We start from the raw sequence: 16,874 nt of genomic DNA on the forward strand, positions 1-16,874 counted from the left end.
AGGATGAGCCCATCCTCTTTTTTTTGCTGTTATTTTTTTGAAGTGAGTCGATTTTTTGTTAAAGCGACTTTTATTTGAAAGTAAGTGAATGATTCAGGAAGAGCTTCTTTTATGGGCTTTAATTTATCAAACCCAACTGATTTCGCTTTTTCTAAAATCACATTTTCTGTTTCCTCATCAAGCAGTCGAGTTGTGTCTTGAAATAAACCTTCTTCCAAAGCTTTCAGCAAGTGGCTTTCTACTGTAGTAGGGCTTAGTGAACGAGCAGCAGCAATGTTTAAAATGTCTTTGCCCTCCTCAAATAACTTGAGTGAAGCTCTATGACTTGCATCTTCAGAGGAAGCTTGCGCTGATTTAGCGGAAAGCAAAAGTTCTAAAAAGGCTTCGCCGTATTTATCATACTTCATCTCTCCAACACCTTTAATTTGAAGCATTTCTTCACGAGAAGATGGCATGCTCGCACTCATTTCTCGCAATGTACTGTCGGAAAAAACAACGTATGGTGGAACGTTGTCTCGATCGGCAATCTGCTTTCGTAAGGTTCTTAGCTGTGTAAAGAGCTGATCATCTTCCTCGATTGAAACAGGCTTCCGAGCAACTTTCTTGAAGATCGTTTCTTGTCCTTTTAAAACAGGTAGCGTTTTTTCTTGAAGAATTAATGTTGGGTATTTGCTTTCTGTTAAAAGGAGGTACTGTTCTGCTGTTAGAAAGTCAATCATATCAACTATTTCTTGTTGTGTAAGGTGCTTTAATAAACCAAACGTGGAAACGCTGTTTAGGTTGAGCTCATTTATTCGCTTAGACTTTGATCCTTTTAGGATTTGGGCGATCATCGTTTTGCCAAATCGTTCGTTCACTCGTTTAATGGTAGAAAAAATCATTTGTGCTTCACGTGTAATTTCGACAGCTTCTCGATCATCAATACAATTGCTACATTTGCCACATCTGTAGCCTGGTCGGTCATCACCAAAATAATGAAGAATCGTTCCTTGAAGGCATTTTTCAGTATGACAATAATCAACCATAGCTTTTAATTTGGAGAGATCAGCTGATTTTCTTTCTGGTTCATGCTGATTTTGCTCAATTAGAAATTTCTGGACATGAATATCGCCAGGTGAGAAAAGAACAAAACAATCACTTTCTTCTCCATCACGACCGGCACGGCCAGCTTCCTGATAGTAAGATTCCATATTCTTTGGAAGGTTATGATGAATTACAAATCGAACGTTGGATTTATCGATTCCCATTCCAAATGCATTTGTCGCTACCATAACCGATAGATTATCGAACAAAAACGCTTCCTGAGCGGCTTTGCGCTCGTTCTCTGTCATCCCCGCATGATACTTACCTACTTTCATCCCTTGTTTTAGAAGCGAATTGTATAGCTGGTCCGCTTCTTTTCGGGTCGCCGTGTAGATAATTCCGGACTCCGATCTATTTTGACTGAGATATTTGTCGATAAAAGACTTTTTCTTTTCTCCTTTAATAACTGAGAAATGTAAGTTTTCTCGTGCAAAACCAGAAATAAACGTTTGTTCTGGAGCGATCGTTAGAAGTCTCTGAATATCTTGAATGACTTGAGGTGTCGCTGTAGCCGTTAAAGCAATGACAGGGGGCTGATCTTCAAAGCGATGGATCATTTGGCTTATTTTCATATAGCTAGGTCTGAAATCATGTCCCCATTGAGAGATACAGTGAGCCTCATCGACTGCAATGAGAGAAATGGTCGTTCGCTGCAATAAACGTTGAAAAGTAGGTGCTTCTAGACGCTCCGGTGCAACATAGAGTAACTTTAATTCTCCATTTTCTGCTTCCATCATTCGTTCTCTTATTTCGGTTTCTGTTAGAGAGCTGTTAATATAAGCGGCTTCGATACCGTAACTTGCAAGTGCATCAACCTGATCTTTCATCAATGAAATAAGCGGAGAGATGACGATCGTTAGTCCCTCTGATAGAAGAGCCGGGATCTGATAGCAGATCGATTTACCACCGCCAGTAGGCATAATACCTAGCGTATTATTTTGAGATAGAACACTCGAAATGATCTCTTCCTGCCCACCCCGAAATTCCTCGTATCCAAAATGGTGTTTCAGCTGTTCTTTTGCTTTAAGAAGCATCGTATCTTCCTTTCTAATTCGCCGGGTCGTTTGCTTTTTTCATCTTACCGTATCTATGCAACTGTGTATAGATAATGAATTTACGAATGAAATTGCAAACGTAATAAAAAGGATAAACATTTAGATAACGGGCAAACTACTACAATATGGAAAAAATAAGTGGTTTTACGTCAAGAAAAAGGGGAATACGAGTATGGTGGACTGGATAGAAGTTATTCTTAGATCGCTGTTCATATTAATTGGACTTTTTATCATTACAAAACTTCTTGGAAAAAAACAATTATCAAAGCTATCTTATTTTGAATATATTGTAGGCATTATTATCGGTGATATAGCAGGCAGTTTATCAATGGATGTTGAAGTAAGCTTGCTTCATGGGGTGACGAGTATCCTTATTTGGACACTCATGTCTGTTTTCTTAAGCTATATTTCAATGAAAAATAAAATAGTGAGAGATTTTGTAGAGGGAAAAGCGAGAGTATTTATTAAAGATGGAAAGATCCTTGAAGAAAATTTGAAGAAAGAGCGTTTTACAACAGATGAATTGCTAGAAATGCTTCGTAAAAAAAGTGTTTTTTCAGCAAGTGAAGTCGAGTTTGCGCTGCTTGAAGCAGATGGAGAACTTAGCATTTTATTAAAACGTGACTACCGAGCGATTAAGCCTGCTGAACTTTGGCTAAACCTCCCTCGTGATAAAGAACCAAAAACGCTTATTATGGATGGCGAGATAATAAAAGAAGTGTTAACAGAAGAAGGCCATAATGAAGCATGGCTTAAAAAGATCTTGTCAGATAAACACGTACAAATAGACGATGTTTTTCTTGCACAGCTTCACTCTGATGGCAAGTTAACGCTTGATTATTATGAAGATGGCATGTCAGAAGTTGAATAGAGTCATGGAGGAAAATCATGAAAAAAGAAATTTCTTATCGATCGAAGGATGAACTCATTGTTCTTCTTTTAGATCGAGGGATATACAAAGTGAAAAGTAAGCAGTTATATGAATGTTCACAAACGGAATTGTTCTATTATTACCTTTCTATTACAAGGGAATCACTTCTACGAGTTAAAACGAAGGTTAGTTCTTAACAGCTTCTTACAAGAAGCTGTTATTTTATTAGGTGAATGGACTTATATGAAAGGAATGTTCGAATACTATAAAGAACTCTTTTAAGAAAGATAACCAATGATTTTGTCTAGTTTTGCCGAAAGCCTTCACAAGGCACAGAATAGTTTGGATAATAGAGCTTGTACTTATAAGTAGGGGAGGGGTGGCGAGCCTTGTTATATGTAAAACAGGATGCAAAAGAAGAATTGCTCCATTGGATTAAGCGTAAGCAAGAGGAAATGATCGAGATTGGCACTGCAAAAGGCATTTCACATAAAGAAACATTACAGTGTAGTCAAGAGTTAGATGATTTACTAACTTCTTATCAACGTTTGACCTCCGTCAACCAGTTGAGAAGTTAGCGTCTGAATCGAATGGAAAAGGGCTTCCTTGACGACTGGTGGATAATCGTTTTGGAATTCAGAAATACATTCACGGATTTGTTGAATTAGTAGGATCTCCTCATGACTCGCATCGTTCATCTCAACATCCTCCTCAAAATTCGATTTATACACCAATCATGACAAATTATACTTGTTTTCGTCAATGCTTTTCCCTAAAAATCGTTCGAATGATGTTTAAAATTTCTTTATTTTCTGTAAAATAAGGACTTATTACCTACTATATATGCATGTTATACATAATGAGCATTAAATTTCTAAAAAAACTTTCATACAATGTTTGAACAAATGGCGCAAAAATTATATACTAGAAAGGACGGGTTTTGGTGCCCAAAGATTTGTGGGTCCAAACCTCTGTTTATTTCTATACCATTCATTTAACGTAAATGATGATTTGATTGATAAAGGAGGTCTAGCAATGAAGGAAGGAATCCATCCAAAATACCAGCAAGTTGTATTTTTAGACGTTAGTACTGGTTTTAAGTTTCTAACTGGTTCTACAATGGGATCTAACGAAACAATTGAGTGGGAAGACGGTAGCGAATATCCACTAATCAAAGTTGATATTAGTTCTGAATCTCATCCATTCTACACTGGTCAGCAGCGCTTTAACGATGCTGGTGGTCGTGTTGAAAAGTTCAAAAAGAAATACAACCGCTAATAAAAGTAGAAAACACTCTGAGGAGTGTTTTCTTTTTTAGGTATTAAATTGTTTCCGTAATTTCGTTATGGCACTTTTTCTCCACGATTTAACTGCTTCTACAGTGACACCTTCAGCAGTTGCAACACTTTTAAGTGATTTTCCCTCTATGATAACCTGTTCAACCCATTTTCTTTGTTTCGTTGTAAGGCTACTTAAGTCAATGTTAAGCGTTACGCTGTTTTGAGGCGTGAAGAACGTTTCTTCATAGTCATTCCAATCAGCATGCGATGCTTCTTTAGACGCGCGTAATTCTTTTCTTCTTTCATCAAGTAATTTTCCGCGCACTTTTAAATAAGCATATGCGGAAAAGCTTCCTTTTGAATCCTGATAATTCTGAACACATTCCCATAGCGCAATCATTGCCGCTTGTTCATATATGGGATTGTTCATTGTAAGGTTTAATTTATAGATTTGACTCTTTACTAGTGGTGAGTAATCTTCGACTATTTTTTCGAATGAGATATCTTGCACAAAACGAGTCTCCCAAGAGAGGGTGCACCCTCGTGTATTCCGTCGGTAAAGATGACGATACGGGAATGGAAGGAAAGTGTCATATACGTGAATTGCAAGTATGGCAATACGGGCAGGTAGGATACGTGTTATTCCATTCAAGGAGATTATAAGTTTAGTAGTGTTAAATGAGGCTTAACTATTTATAGGGTTCCGATTATTATCCCGTTCTGAATCAGAACAAAATAAAAAACGATCTAAAGTAAGATCGTTTTTGCGGGAGAAGACTTATGCTTTTCGGTAGCAAAGCTGTGCATTAATTCCTTTTAATTGAAGTTCGCGTACAATACGTCTTAACTCTTCTTTTGTCAGGAGCGGCTCTTTCACAATCTTCCACCTCCACTAGTTTCTAATTACTGATCAAGGTTCAGTGAGTTAACGAGGGCAGTCTTATATGAATTAAGTTCTGTGAATCCTTCAAATTGGTGTAGCATCCCTTTAAAAATAAAGCGCCGTGGATTTGGTTCATTCACTTCTTTCATGAGAAAATGAACCGTTTCAAGTAGCTCTTTCCTTTTGTTTTCTTCTAACCTCATTGTCTTAATAGTCGAAAGCATGTTCGTTAAGATAGAGGATGGCGATTGCTTTTGGCAAGCTTCCGTTTGACTGCTTTTTTCAAAAATGACGGAAGCTTGCTTCATGGTTAGAAAAGGCTCAGCATTGCGTTCGATCATGCCATTTACCATGTCATTTAACCGTTTTAGAATGAATCGAGGAAGCTCTTCTAAGTCAATATCCGCATTCTGCAGGACAATTAACTTGATATAAGAGGAGAACATACCATCAAGAAGCAAGACGCAATCTGGCAAAATAGGAGTAATGCGCTCGCCATATAAGTCCTGGATACTACTTGCAAGTGTCTGAAGGGACTCCATTCTAATCTTCAAAATCAGTTCATCGATTTCTTTGTTCATCGAAATAGCTTGTTCCCTGAATTGCATAATAATAAACTCTTTATGTTGCACGATTTCTCGAGCTTGCACATACAGCAGCTTTTCAAGACGTTCTTCTGGGGTAAATGAATCTAATTTTGCATCAGATAGTTTCTTTTTTAATACGTCATAATAATAAGAAAAGATGGAGTACAGTACGTCATCTTTTGATTGAAAATGAAGGTAAACGGCTCCTTTAGAAATTCCACTTTCATTGGCGATTTCCTGTATCGATGTTGAATGGAATCCTTTTCGAGCAAAAAGTTGCATGGCCGTTTCAAGGATGTGTTTCTTTTTTTCGTTCATCTTCCACCTCTGTTCGTCAGAAATAAACTGACTGGCTTTTACTGACCGATTGGTCATGGACATTATATCATGTTCAAAGTTTTTTTCCTAATCCTACTATAGTTAAGTAATAATCTCTATATAGTAAACAATATATCTTGAATTATATCGGTTTATTCAGTATAGTGATCATGTAATGACCAGTCAGTCATAAAAGTGGAGAAAAAGGAGTGGAAGTTGCTTGAGAAAGCTGATTCAATTTTCGTTAAATAATAAGTTTGCAGTTTGGCTGTTAACGATTATTATCACAGTTGCTGGATTGTACTCAGGTTTTAATATGAAAATGGAGACAATCCCAAATATTAATACCCCATTAGTATCAGTAACAACTGTTTACCCGGGAGCAACACCTGAAGAAGTGTCTAAGAAAGTATCAGAACCGATTGAAAATAAAGTAGAAAGTCTTTCGGGAGTAAATGTCGTAAGTTCATCTTCATTCGAAAATGCATCGAATGTTCAAATTGAATATAACTTTAGTAAAAACATGGATGAGGCTGAGGATGAAGTACGAGAAACTTTGCAGTCACTTTCATTACCTGATGAAGTACAGGACCCGAATGTTTCACGGTTAAGTTTTAATGCATTTCCGGTCATGTCGCTAAGTGTTTCTGAAGATGATCGTTCACTGACAGAATTAACCCAGCGTGTCGAAGAAGATGTCCTGCCTGCCATTGAAGGGGTCGAAGGGGTCTCATCTGTGTCGATTGCCGGCCAGGAAGTGGAAGAAATTTCTTTCTCATTTAAAGAAGATAAGATGAAAGAGTTGGGGCTTGATGAAGAAACCGTTAAGAATCTGATTAAAGGTTCTTCTGTCAATATCCCTCTTGGTTTATATAACTTTGAAGATAACCAAAAAGCTGTTGTCGTTGATGGTAATGTTTCTTCATTAGAAGATTTAAAAGAGCTAGAAATACCAGCTATGCCACAGCAAAGTCAAGCAGCCCAAGCGCCTTCCGCAGGAGCAAATCAAGCACCTCCCGCAGACGCAACACAAGCTCCTTCTGCATCTCAAGCAGGAGCTAGTGAAGGGCAGCCGAAAATACCAACCGTTCAACTTCAAGAAATCGCAGATATTGAATTAGTTGGTGAAGCGGAATCGATTTCCCGTACGAACGGGAAAGAATCTATTGGGATTCAAGTAACCAAGAGTGCAGATGCAAACACGGTTGATGTTGTGAACGGTGTGAAAGACGAAATTGCATCACTTGAAGATGAGAACAATGAGATGAGTATTGTCACGATATTCGATCAGGGTGAGCCGATCGAAGAATCAGTTAGCACAATGCTGAACAAGGCGATCATCGGTGCTATTTTTGCCGTTCTCATTATTTTATTATTCTTGCGTAACATACGATCTACGTTAATTTCCGTTATTTCCATACCATTAAGCTTGCTAATTGCTTTATTGGTGTTGAACCAGTTAGACATTACGTTAAATATCATGACGTTAGGTGCGATGACTGTTGCGATTGGTCGTGTGGTTGATGACTCGATTGTCGTTATTGAAAACATTTATCGACGGATGGCGATCAAAGGCGAACAGTTGAAAGGGAAAGAACTTATTACGGAAGCGACAAAAGAAATGTTTCTTCCAATCATGTCTTCGACAATTGTAACAATCGCCGTCTTTTTACCACTAGGTCTCGTTCAAGGCCCAGTTGGCGAACTATTCTTACCTTTTGCCTTAACCATTGTATTTGCGCTATTAGCTTCTTTACTTGTTGCGATTACAATAGTGCCTGCGATGGCTCACTCTCTCTTTAAGAAGGGGCTAGTGAAAAAAGGGAAGGAACCTGAGCACAAAGAAGAGGGCAACGGCCGTCTTGCTCATCAATACAAAAAAATATTAAATTGGACGTTAAATCACAAACTGATCACGTTTGGTGCGAGTATTCTTGTTTTAGTGGGAAGTTTATTCCTTGCTCCGATTGTAGGCGTCAGCTTCTTGCCTTCTGATCAAGAGAAAATGATCGTAGCAACATATAATCCAGAGCCTGGTGAAACAACTGAAAATATTAATAACCTTGCTCTTGATGCGGAAGACTACTTCTTAGATAAAGAAGATGTGGATACCATTCAATACTCCGTTGGTGGAGAAAATCCAATGAATCCAGGAGCTAGTAATCAAGTTCTTTTCTTTGTTAGTTATGATGAAGAGACAGAAGGATTTGAAGATGAACGTAAACTGGTTCTCGAAGATTTGAAGCAACTGAGTGAAAAAGGTGAATGGGGTTATCAGGATATCTCAGCTTCTGGTGGAAGCAACCAAATTACACTCGTAGTAAATGAAGAAAATATGAGTGATCTTGGTCCGGTTGTAGAAGATGTGACAGCTGTACTTGAGAAAGAAGACAACCTTTCGAATATTAGTTCAAGTATTTCAGAGTCCTATGATCAATTCACAATCGTAGCGAACGCTGAAAAGCTAAGTGAATTTGGTTTAACAGCTGGTCAAATCGGAATGGAGCTTCGTAATACTGGGGAAGCGCCTGTTCTTACAACTGTTGAAAAAGATGGAGAAGCATTGAATGTTGTTCTTCAAGTAAATGAAAAGACGTTTGAAGATAAAAGTGATTTAGAAGAAACGACGATTCAGTCACCATTAGGTATAGAAGTACCTCTTAGTGAAGTCACTACAATTGAAGAAGGTCAATCATCAAATACGATCACACGTCGCGATGGCAAAGTGTACGCGAACGTAACAGCTGAAGTACTCGATGATAACATTGGGCAGGTTTCGGCAGATGTACAGGAAGCCATTGATGAAATGGATTTACCTGATTCTTCAGAAGTCACTCTTGGTGGTGTCACTCAAGATATCAATGAATCATTCACTCAGCTTGGTTTAGCCATGCTAGCCGCGATTGCCATTGTTTATCTTGTCCTTGTCATTACATTCGGAGGCGGTCTTGCTCCGCTCGCCATTTTGTTCTCACTGCCATTTACCGTTATTGGCGGACTCGTTGGATTACTAATTGCTGGTGAAACGATAAGTATTTCATCGCTAATTGGGATGCTAATGCTAATTGGTATTGTTGTGACAAATGCGATTGTATTAATTGACCGTGTCATTCATAAAGAAAAAGAAGGGTTCACGACTAGAGAAGCTTTAATAGAAGCCGCTGGTACGCGTCTTCGTCCGATCTTAATGACAGCTCTTGCAACGATAGGTGCTCTAGCGCCGCTTGCGTTTGGTTTAGAAGGTGGAGCGCTTATTTCTAAAGGACTTGGTGTAACCGTTATTGGAGGGCTAACAAGTTCAACTCTCTTAACGCTTATCATCGTCCCTGTTGTTTATGAATTCTTCATGAAATTTAGAAGGAAACCGAAAAGTGAATAGAGAATAAAAAACGGAGGTCTCTCGAGATAGAGACCTCCGTTTTTATCTTTAAATGATTATTAGCGCCTATGAAATGTGTACAATTTGCTATTTTCGGGAAACAATGAGTTATCAATGACTATTATAGGAGAGACATAACAATGGATAAAGTTGAATCAATGTATGTCGAGTACTTTCATGAGCGACTTGAAGAAATAGGAGAAAAGTGGACAAACAGGCTTCAACTTTTAGTTGACGAAAAGGAAGCAACGGATACGGCCGTACTTAAAGTACCGGAACTAAAAAATGAAATTAAACTGTTTTGTTCTGATTTTGTTAAGCAAATGATTTTTCAAGAATCAAATAACCGAGATGTACAAGAATGGGCAGGTCGAATTGTTGAAATTTTTTCGAGTCATACATTTTCTTTGCAACAATCGGTAGCGAGCCTTACTAATTTAAGACAAATCCTCTGGGATGTCATGGTGGAGTTCAGTTCAGAGCAGGAGCATCCAATTGAAGCGAGCCGACTAGCAGGGTGGGGAAGTTATATGAACAAATCGTTTGATTTGCTGCTGCATAAAGTAACTGTCTATACGAATCAACTCAATGAAGAACAACTTGCGGCACAGCAAACAAAAATTACCGAACTAAGTGTTCCTATTATTCCGATCGCAGAAGATATTGGCGTATTGCCTCTTATTGGAACAATTGATACTTATCGTGCATCACTTATTCAACGAAAAGGTATCGAACGAAGCTCAGAACTTCAATTATCCTATCTTGTGATTGATCTATCCGGTGTCCCGATCATGGACACGATGGTAGCAAATGAAATCTTTCAACTCATTAAAATGCTTGAGTTATCCGGCGTGGAATCCATTTTAACGGGCATTCGACCTGAAATTGCTCAAACAGCCGTTCAGCTTGGTATTGATTTTACAAACGTAAATACTTACGCTCATCTTCATCAAGCGCTAAGAGCCATTTTACCATCTTCATAAACGATTAAAGCCTCAGAGGAATATTCCTCTGAGGCTTTAATCGAGGCAGGTGAGGTGAGTATGAAGACATTGATAATCTCCGTGTTTAAGAAGAAAGAGAGCTAAAATATACTGACTATGCTGTTTTAGGATCTCTATGTTGAAGAAAAACTGTTTAGAAAGTTCGCGATAAGGTAGTTTTTTTGACTTGAATATTTTCACAATAAGCGTTTCGGTTGCTGCAATTTTCCAGGCTGCTTCTTTACACAGGTTTCGAACATTGTCCTCACTAGGCATTTTAGCAGGGAGCTTTAGAAGAGAAATACGAAAGTGACGAAGTTGTTCCTGATAGCGAATGATTTCATTTTGAAGCAAATAATCGACCTTTATCATAATTCTAACACCTGGCTACTTTCCATTAGTATTTAATGAGCATACGCTGTAATGTGTTGATTATACGACTAAGCTGTGGAGTGGTCAATGGGCCTATATTGGTAAAAAAAGTGATCCAAGCTAGGTATATAGTATGGTTCTTCAAAAAGAACGTTATTGACAATACTCCAGTTCAAAAACGTGTTATTCTCAAACAAAACCTGAACGATAGTCCAGGTTTTGTTTGAGAATGTTTTTATATTGTGCTACTTAACCCAATTTGTAAGATGACTTAAGTTCTCATAAATGGAATCAGGAAGAAGATTAAGCTGTTCAACGGGCAAGTTGTTACGATTAATCCACGCAGTATGGAATCCAAAATTCTTGGCACCTGAAATATCCCATCCATTTGATGACATAAAGAGAATATTTTCTCGACTTAAATCAAGAAAGTTCAGCGCATGGGTATAGGAGGCAGGTGTAGGTTTATACTGTTTAATATCATCCGCACTGATAACATAATCCAGGTATTCAGCAAGAGGTGACTGCTTAACAAGAGGATCAAGCATATTGTGAGACCCGTTTGAGAAAATGGCGAGCGTGATGCCTTCCGCTTTCAGGTCCTTTAATACTTGTGGTACTTCTTCATACACAGAGAGTTGCTGGTAAGCTTGAAAGAGCGCTTCTTCGTTTTGTTGAGTAAGCTCTTCGCCTACTTCCTCTACAGCATATCGGAGAGCATCGCGCGTTACTTGTGAAAATGGTTGATAGTTTCCCATCATTTGACGTAAGTAGCTGTATTCAAGCTGTTTCTTGCGCCATGTTTGACTGATTTGATCGCCATTATTGGGATAAAGTTCTTCGCATCTTTTAGTAACAGAAAAAACATCGAATAACGTTCCATAGGCATCAAATACAAAAGCTTTTATTTGACTCATATATATCCCCCTTTTGTCCACTTCAGTTAGTTCCCTCATTATTGTGTCGTAAAACCTCTTGAATAATGAGTTTAAAGACCTTTAGATTGATTTCAACATCTCTATCTTTTTTTTGCTAAAAATAGTTAAATGGACCGTGGCGTTAGGATGGAACATTGTAGGAAAATTATGCTAGACTAAACGTAGAAAGTTCTTTTATGGAGGGGCATATGAAGAGTGATGGAGAACCAAATTGGTTGAAAGATTGGGGAGCACCGCTATTATTCGCTATTATTCTGGCATTTGTCGTTAAAATGTTTGTAATGGCGCCGTACATTGTAGAAGGGGCTTCCATGGACCCCACGCTACATGATGGCGATCGCCTCCTTGTTAATAAGTTTATTTCATATGTTCAGGAAAATCCTGAACGAGGAGACATCATTATTATTAAGGACGAAGATGCAAAGAAGCATTATGTTAAGCGCGTAATTGGGTTACCTGGTGATATCGTTGAAATGAAGCAAGATAGGCTTTACGTAAATGAAACCGAGTTAAAAGAGCCCTACCTGGATGCTAACCGAGATGATGCGAAGACGATGGGAATGAGGTTAACAGAAGATTTTGGGCCTGTTGAAGTTCCTGAAGGTCAGCTATTTGTCATGGGGGATAATCGGTTAAGAAGCATGGATAGTCGGAATGGACTTGGAAAAATAGAACTTGAAGAAGTTGTCGGAAAGGCAGAAGTTGTCTGGTATCCGTTTCAAGATGTAAGACCGACGAAGTAACAAAAAGAGGAAGGGCATCATGCTCTTCCTCTTTTTGTTACGGTTTTGAAATACTTGAAACAAAACGTTAATGGTTCTAGTTTCCCTAAAATGTGGAATGATTACCATTCTGCAAAAACGTGTTTGCTTTAAAGTAGTGGCTTCTAAGTCTTGATATGAAAGGCTTTATAAGCCAGATTCCCCCTCTTAACTGAAAAATGTCTCTGGTATGGATTACCGGTTAAGGAAGTTATTACGGTCTTTTAGACTAGCAATCTTGTGATATTCTCATCATGTAAGAAATTTCACCAAACAGGGAGGAATCACATTGAAAAAATCAATTATTCTAGGTGTCACAGCGGCAGCAGCCCTGCTGGCAGCAAATCCATCAGCAAGTTCTGCAAGCGAAGGAAATCAATTCGCAAATGCGGAGGTAAAAGCTCAAACTTTCCAGGTCAACAACATAAATGAACTTCAATCCATTCTTGACCGTTTTGAAAAACAATATAATATCTCAATTAACGACTCTATTAATTTAGATCAGCTTCTGCAACAGGCAACTGAACAAGCTGAACAAGCGCCTAAAGCAGAAGCCCCAGTAGAAGAAAAGACAGAAGCACCTAAAGCGAAAGGCCCAGTAGAAGAAAAGGCAGAAGCGCCTGAAGCGAAAGCACCGGTAGAAGAAAAGGCAGCGCCTGCAGAAACTGAGGCAGTCCCTTCAGAGTCAAAGCAAGCTGAACAAGCCGAACCTACAAAAGAAGCAGAGGCTGAGACAGGCCTATCAGAATTTGAACAGCAAGTTGTGAACCTGACAAATGAAGAACGTACAAAAGCTGGTCTACCTGCACTTGAAGTAGATACTGAGCTTAGTAAAGTAGCACAGGCAAAATCTGAAGATATGAGAGACAATAACTACTTTGCCCACAACAGCCCGACTTACGGATCACCATTTGATATGATGAATCAATTTGGTGTAGATTATCAATCAGCAGGTGAAAACATCGCAAAAGGGCAACAAACACCTGAAGAAGTAGTCAATGCATGGATGAACAGTGAAGGTCACCGTAAAAATATTATGAATGGTAGCTTTACTCACATTGGTGTTGGCTATGTAGAAGAAGGCAACATTTGGACGCAGCAATTCATTGGTAAATAACATGTAAATCGAGCCCATCCTGCTTAAGGATGGGCTTGTTTTGCGATGGTTGAGTTTTTTTATTTGGCTTTTTTCGTAGTTATTGCTTTTAGACAAGTGGTTCATTTCCGGTCCAATTAGCGATGTGTGGATTTTATTCAATAATTGATTCAAATTCAACAATCTACTAGAAAAGATTCTTTTATTTTTGACGTTCTTGTTCGTTCTTCTTAATGATTTTACTAGCTTCGCGCTTACTCAAAGGGGCTAGAGAATTTTCTTCGATAAAATCCTTTACAGTACTAGGGGCTGTTTTCGAGTATTCTCGAAGAGCCCAACCGATCGCTTTTTGGATGAAAAACTCTTTTGATTCAGAATGAATAAGAATAGAACGTTTCAAGAGTGGCCAGTCTGTCTTTTCCTTATACGAAATTTGAAAAAGGATAGCGCTTCGATTTAGCCACATGTTCTCGCTTGTCATCCACTTTTCTGAAATAAGGTAGAGTTGATCTGGGTGTTGCTTAAAATATTTCCCCGCACTGTGAACCGCAAGACTATCAACTGTATCCCACCAGGATTTTGTGATAATTAGTTGTTCAATGAGAGTAATGGCTTCTTTAGGAAACTGTTTGACACGGCCGAGTATATCAAGTGCGGCATTTTGGTATTCACGTTCTGGTAATAACCATAGCTGCTCGACTAAAGGTTGAATGACTTGGAAATCCGGCTTCTCCGCTTGGCCTAACGCGTTTATGACTGCTTTTCTTCTCTCAGGCGTTTTAACTCCGAGAAAAGGGAATTGATTTCGCATATATTTTTCCATCTTTACGGCTTGATCCTTATCTTGAGATGATTCGAGTTTTTCTTGTAGCTTTTCAACTGTAAGCATTTGCTCTCTCCTTTCTATAAGAAGTTTGTTCGATGAAAGACACTTCATTTCCTGTGTAAAAAAGCTAAAAGAAAAAGCAGCGGCAATGCCGCTGCTTTTTCAAACTAAAATAAGGAGGTTTCCCGGGGGAGGGAAGGGATGCATTCTTTTACTATACGTTGGATTCCAGAAAAGCTTTCCGGGTTGAGGAGAAAGCTTTTCTGGATTGACTTTAGTATAGCAGGCTTCATTTAATAAATGAGCATTATGGGAGAGTTTTGATAAGAATGACAGAATTGTGAACGAAGTGTAAGCAGATTAAGTTGCTGGATTTGAAAGAACAGCAAGATCTGTTAATGCATTATGAAGACTCGATTTAATGGTTAGCTTATGAAGATCGATTCCTAACTGAACGGCTGAAATGGAGATCGATGGACTGATGCCTGTTAAGGTAACCTGAACGCCCATAAGACTGAGTGCTTCTGTAATATCAAACAAGTGCTTGGCAACCATCGTATCCATTGTCACAACCCCTGATAAATCAATGATCATGTGATTAAGCTGTAATTTGCGCGAGTGCTCGAGCGTTTTCTCCATGATAAGCGTTGCCCGGTACGTATCAATATTTCCTACAAGTGGAAGAATAGCCAGGTTTTTTATAATTGGAATAATTGGAGTTGATAGTTCTTCAAGGGTTGAGTCGTACTTGGTTTTAAGCTGTTGATTGCTTGTAATATAAGTACTACCATAGCTATAAACAAATTGATCAAGGAGTGGATCGATTTTTCCAGGAAGTTTAATAACGTCCCGTGGCTTCATGTTTAGCTCTTCAACAACGGGCTCAATGGCTTCCCAAATTGCCTCGCGAATGAGCGGTACCGTAACGATTAGCGAGATGATCATCTCATTTTCATCTTGTACGAGTTCACCAGATTCTTCTCCAAACTCTTCAATTGCAGTCATCGCATTCGTAGTATTTTGCTGCAGGCTTTTACCAATCAATTTGACTAAATAAGTCGTATTCGTTAGAGATAATTTGGTTTCATTTGTAAAATCAGCTTCGTCAAAATCATGACGCTGTCTTTCGTATGTACTCTGTGCAATCTCAGATGCCTGATCAAGAATGTAGCTTCCTACTTTTTGAGTGGGTGTCTCAGCAGTCACTTTATTGCCTCCTTAAGGTAGCTCTATAAACAAAACGTGTTAACGTCAATATAACTTGAAATTGAACAGTTAACACGTGTAAGTAAAAGAGTTCTGTCATGTTTAAATCATACCATTTAAGTAGATTGTTTGTTTATTAAACGTCCATTCTGCTTTAAGCAAAGTGCATTCTAGTTCAACACAGGGGTGAATCGCTCGTGAAATGCTTTGTATTTACTAGAAATACTAGATGCAGATGTTCCGTATTTTTTAGCAAGGGCGCTTTGACTAATCGGTAAATCAAAGACTTTAGAGGCAAGGTACTCAAGAGAAGCTGCAAAAATAGCAGGTTTTCTGACAGATGGCTGTTCTTCTTGAATATAAACCTTCCAGAATTGAAGGATTTCTTGAACCTGCTCTTTTGAAAATTCATCACTAACGTGCTCAGTAAAGAGAGAAGCCACTTCAGCATCTTCTTTTCTAGACCAAATCATGTCAATCGAATCATCTGTTTCTTCTGATCCGTTACCATGCTTCACGATTTCACTAAGAATTTCTGGGAAGTCGCTTTGCATCATAGAGCGTACGTTGTTAGCGGCATCTTCAGTTGCTAATTTCTGTTCTACCAATTCCATGGCGTCAGGGGCAATTTTAAGAAGTTCGATAAATGGCATCGCACCGTTTTTAACCGGAAGAAGAATACCAGCTAGGCTTTCTCCTTTTGCGACAATTACTTCTTCATGCAATAAAATGCTGATTGGTTGATTTGAGCTAAGTTCTGTCACAACAGCTGTATTGCCCGATACTTCTTCCACTGTGTAAATGGACATATAAGCCTCGCGCCAGTCGTTAACCGTTTCTTTCACTTTCTCAGTAGAGAAGGTGTGTGAATAGAGTTGTATGTACTCTTTCACGATGGTTTTATTCCACTGATTGACTGCCTGATGAAAAATCGCCCACGGGAAAACACCATGCATATAAGCTTCTTCAAGATTTTTAGGAATATCAAATCTAGTAAATAACTCATTTGCTAGAGAAACCATTTTCTGATCATGTTGGCTCATCGCGTATTCAACGAGCTGAGCTTGAACCGTGTAAAGTTCTTGTGTGTATAGCTGTTCTTCTAATTGATCCTGTGCACTTTCAGATGTCATACAGCATTTTTTATATTTTTTGCCGCTGCCACAAGGACAGGGATCGTTTCGTTTCGTATTTTGCAATGTTGCTTCCTCCTTCAGGTCAAACTTATTCAAGAAT

General features: G+C 38.6%; 17 protein-coding genes. 8 read left to right on the forward strand and 9 right to left on the reverse strand.

The window, feature by feature from the left end; genetic code table 11:
- Window positions 1–29: 29 nt before the first annotated feature.
- The gene (gene recQ / locus PQ578_RS11660; protein WP_273834483.1) at window positions 30–2,117 is read right to left on the reverse strand and encodes a DNA helicase RecQ; all 2,088 of its coding nucleotides are present in this window, start codon (window positions 2,115–2,117) and stop codon (window positions 30–32) included.
- A 193-nt stretch (window positions 2,118–2,310) separates the two neighbouring features.
- Between recQ and PQ578_RS11665 the strand changes: the two genes are divergently transcribed.
- The 3 genes from PQ578_RS11665 to PQ578_RS11675 all read left to right on the forward strand — a co-directional run bounded on the left by PQ578_RS11665 (window position 2,311) and on the right by PQ578_RS11675 (window position 3,587).
- Window positions 2,311–3,009: a DUF421 domain-containing protein gene (locus PQ578_RS11665; RefSeq protein WP_273834484.1), complete on the forward strand. Its 699-nt coding sequence runs from the start codon at window positions 2,311–2,313 to the stop codon at window positions 3,007–3,009.
- Between the two features lie 17 nt (window positions 3,010–3,026).
- On the forward strand, window positions 3,027–3,206 hold the full coding sequence (gene fbpA / locus PQ578_RS11670) for a Fur-regulated basic protein FbpA (protein WP_273834485.1): 180 nt from the start codon (window positions 3,027–3,029) through the stop codon (window positions 3,204–3,206).
- 258 nt (window positions 3,207–3,464) lie between these two features.
- Window positions 3,465–3,587, forward strand: a complete 123-nt coding sequence (locus PQ578_RS11675) for an aspartyl-phosphate phosphatase Spo0E family protein (RefSeq protein ID WP_098445703.1) — start codon at window positions 3,465–3,467, stop codon at window positions 3,585–3,587.
- Here PQ578_RS11675 and PQ578_RS11680 read toward each other — a convergent pair.
- Complete coding sequence (locus PQ578_RS11680) at window positions 3,540–3,707, reverse strand: hypothetical protein (RefSeq protein WP_273834986.1); 168 nt, start codon at window positions 3,705–3,707, stop codon at window positions 3,540–3,542. The genes PQ578_RS11675 and PQ578_RS11680 overlap by 48 nt on opposite strands.
- Before the next feature lie 337 nt (window positions 3,708–4,044).
- Between PQ578_RS11680 and PQ578_RS11685 the strand changes: the two genes are divergently transcribed.
- Entirely contained in the window at window positions 4,045–4,287 is a 243-nt protein-coding gene (locus PQ578_RS11685) for a type B 50S ribosomal protein L31 (protein WP_048310190.1), read from the forward strand.
- A 36-nt stretch (window positions 4,288–4,323) separates the two neighbouring features.
- On the opposite strand, the gene PQ578_RS11690 is transcribed toward PQ578_RS11685, so the two are convergent.
- Together PQ578_RS11690 and PQ578_RS11695 are read right to left on the reverse strand one after the other, a co-directional pair.
- The gene (locus tag PQ578_RS11690) at window positions 4,324–4,800 is read right to left on the reverse strand and encodes a sigma-70 family RNA polymerase sigma factor (protein ID WP_273834486.1); all 477 of its coding nucleotides are present in this window, start codon (window positions 4,798–4,800) and stop codon (window positions 4,324–4,326) included.
- A 392-nt stretch (window positions 4,801–5,192) separates the two neighbouring features.
- Window positions 5,193–6,077, reverse strand: coding sequence for a TetR/AcrR family transcriptional regulator (locus PQ578_RS11695; RefSeq protein ID WP_273834487.1), 885 nt, complete (start codon window positions 6,075–6,077; stop codon window positions 5,193–5,195).
- Window positions 6,078–6,297: 220 nt separating this feature from the next.
- Here PQ578_RS11695 and PQ578_RS11700 point away from each other — a divergent pair, with 220 nt between their 5' ends.
- Window positions 6,298–9,456: an efflux RND transporter permease subunit gene (locus PQ578_RS11700; RefSeq protein ID WP_273834488.1), complete on the forward strand. Its 3,159-nt coding sequence runs from the start codon at window positions 6,298–6,300 to the stop codon at window positions 9,454–9,456.
- A gap of 140 nt (window positions 9,457–9,596) precedes the next feature.
- Window positions 9,597–10,439, forward strand: a complete 843-nt coding sequence (locus PQ578_RS11705; protein ID WP_273834489.1) for an STAS domain-containing protein — start codon at window positions 9,597–9,599, stop codon at window positions 10,437–10,439.
- Window positions 10,440–10,475: 36 nt separating this feature from the next.
- Here PQ578_RS11705 and PQ578_RS11710 read toward each other — a convergent pair whose 3' ends face one another.
- Window positions 10,476–10,811 carry a hypothetical protein gene (locus PQ578_RS11710; protein ID WP_273834490.1) on the reverse strand — a complete coding sequence of 112 codons (336 nt, stop codon included), beginning with the start codon at window positions 10,809–10,811 and terminating at the stop codon, window positions 10,476–10,478.
- Between the two features lie 245 nt (window positions 10,812–11,056).
- The gene (locus PQ578_RS11715; RefSeq protein WP_273834491.1) at window positions 11,057–11,728 is read right to left on the reverse strand and encodes a haloacid dehalogenase type II; all 672 of its coding nucleotides are present in this window, start codon (window positions 11,726–11,728) and stop codon (window positions 11,057–11,059) included.
- A 209-nt stretch (window positions 11,729–11,937) separates the two neighbouring features.
- Between PQ578_RS11715 and lepB the strand changes: the two genes are divergently transcribed.
- Window positions 11,938–12,492, forward strand: coding sequence for a signal peptidase I (gene lepB / locus PQ578_RS11720; protein WP_273834493.1), 555 nt, complete (start codon window positions 11,938–11,940; stop codon window positions 12,490–12,492).
- A 307-nt stretch (window positions 12,493–12,799) separates the two neighbouring features.
- Window positions 12,800–13,627 (forward strand): CAP domain-containing protein, encoded by an 828-nt coding sequence (locus PQ578_RS11725; RefSeq protein WP_273834494.1) that lies wholly within the window; start codon window positions 12,800–12,802, stop codon window positions 13,625–13,627.
- Window positions 13,628–13,808: 181 nt separating this feature from the next.
- On the opposite strand, the gene PQ578_RS11730 is transcribed toward PQ578_RS11725, so the two are convergent.
- The 3 genes from PQ578_RS11730 to PQ578_RS11740 all read right to left on the reverse strand — a co-directional run bounded on the left by PQ578_RS11730 (window position 13,809) and on the right by PQ578_RS11740 (window position 16,837).
- Window positions 13,809–14,495: a DNA alkylation repair protein gene (locus tag PQ578_RS11730; protein WP_273834495.1), complete on the reverse strand. Its 687-nt coding sequence runs from the start codon at window positions 14,493–14,495 to the stop codon at window positions 13,809–13,811.
- A gap of 297 nt (window positions 14,496–14,792) precedes the next feature.
- Window positions 14,793–15,638 (reverse strand): STAS domain-containing protein, encoded by an 846-nt coding sequence (locus PQ578_RS11735; RefSeq protein WP_273834496.1) that lies wholly within the window; start codon window positions 15,636–15,638, stop codon window positions 14,793–14,795.
- A gap of 170 nt (window positions 15,639–15,808) precedes the next feature.
- The gene (locus PQ578_RS11740) at window positions 15,809–16,837 is read right to left on the reverse strand and encodes an SEC-C metal-binding domain-containing protein (RefSeq protein ID WP_273834497.1); all 1,029 of its coding nucleotides are present in this window, start codon (window positions 16,835–16,837) and stop codon (window positions 15,809–15,811) included.
- Window positions 16,838–16,874 lie beyond the last annotated feature (37 nt).

The sequence above is a fragment of the Guptibacillus sedimenti genome (assembly GCF_028610665.1).
Taxonomy (GTDB): Bacteria; Bacillota; Bacilli; order Bacillales; family Guptibacillaceae; genus Guptibacillus; species Guptibacillus sedimenti.

Bases quoted from the DNA above. Each gene is read 5' to 3' on its own strand.
- PQ578_RS11710 (WP_273834490.1), bottom strand. From the start codon at position 10,811: ATGATAAAGGTCGATTATTTGCTTCAAAATGAAATCATTCGCTATCAG.
- PQ578_RS11705 (WP_273834489.1), top strand. From the start codon at position 9,597: ATGGATAAAGTTGAATCAATGTATGTCGAGTACTTTCATGAGCGACTT.
- PQ578_RS11675 (WP_098445703.1), top strand. From the start codon at position 3,465: ATGATCGAGATTGGCACTGCAAAAGGCATTTCACATAAAGAAACATTA.
- PQ578_RS11665 (WP_273834484.1), top strand. From the start codon at position 2,311: ATGGTGGACTGGATAGAAGTTATTCTTAGATCGCTGTTCATATTAATT.
- PQ578_RS11685 (WP_048310190.1), top strand. From the start codon at position 4,045: ATGAAGGAAGGAATCCATCCAAAATACCAGCAAGTTGTATTTTTAGAC.
- fbpA (WP_273834485.1), top strand. From the start codon at position 3,027: ATGAAAAAAGAAATTTCTTATCGATCGAAGGATGAACTCATTGTTCTT.
- PQ578_RS11695 (WP_273834487.1), bottom strand. From the start codon at position 6,077: ATGAACGAAAAAAAGAAACACATCCTTGAAACGGCCATGCAACTTTTT.
- recQ (WP_273834483.1), bottom strand. From the start codon at position 2,117: ATGCTTCTTAAAGCAAAAGAACAGCTGAAACACCATTTTGGATACGAG.
- PQ578_RS11730 (WP_273834495.1), bottom strand. From the start codon at position 14,495: ATGCTTACAGTTGAAAAGCTACAAGAAAAACTCGAATCATCTCAAGAT.
- PQ578_RS11680 (WP_273834986.1), bottom strand. From the start codon at position 3,707: ATGAACGATGCGAGTCATGAGGAGATCCTACTAATTCAACAAATCCGT.
- PQ578_RS11715 (WP_273834491.1), bottom strand. From the start codon at position 11,728: ATGAGTCAAATAAAAGCTTTTGTATTTGATGCCTATGGAACGTTATTC.
- lepB (WP_273834493.1), top strand. From the start codon at position 11,938: ATGAAGAGTGATGGAGAACCAAATTGGTTGAAAGATTGGGGAGCACCG.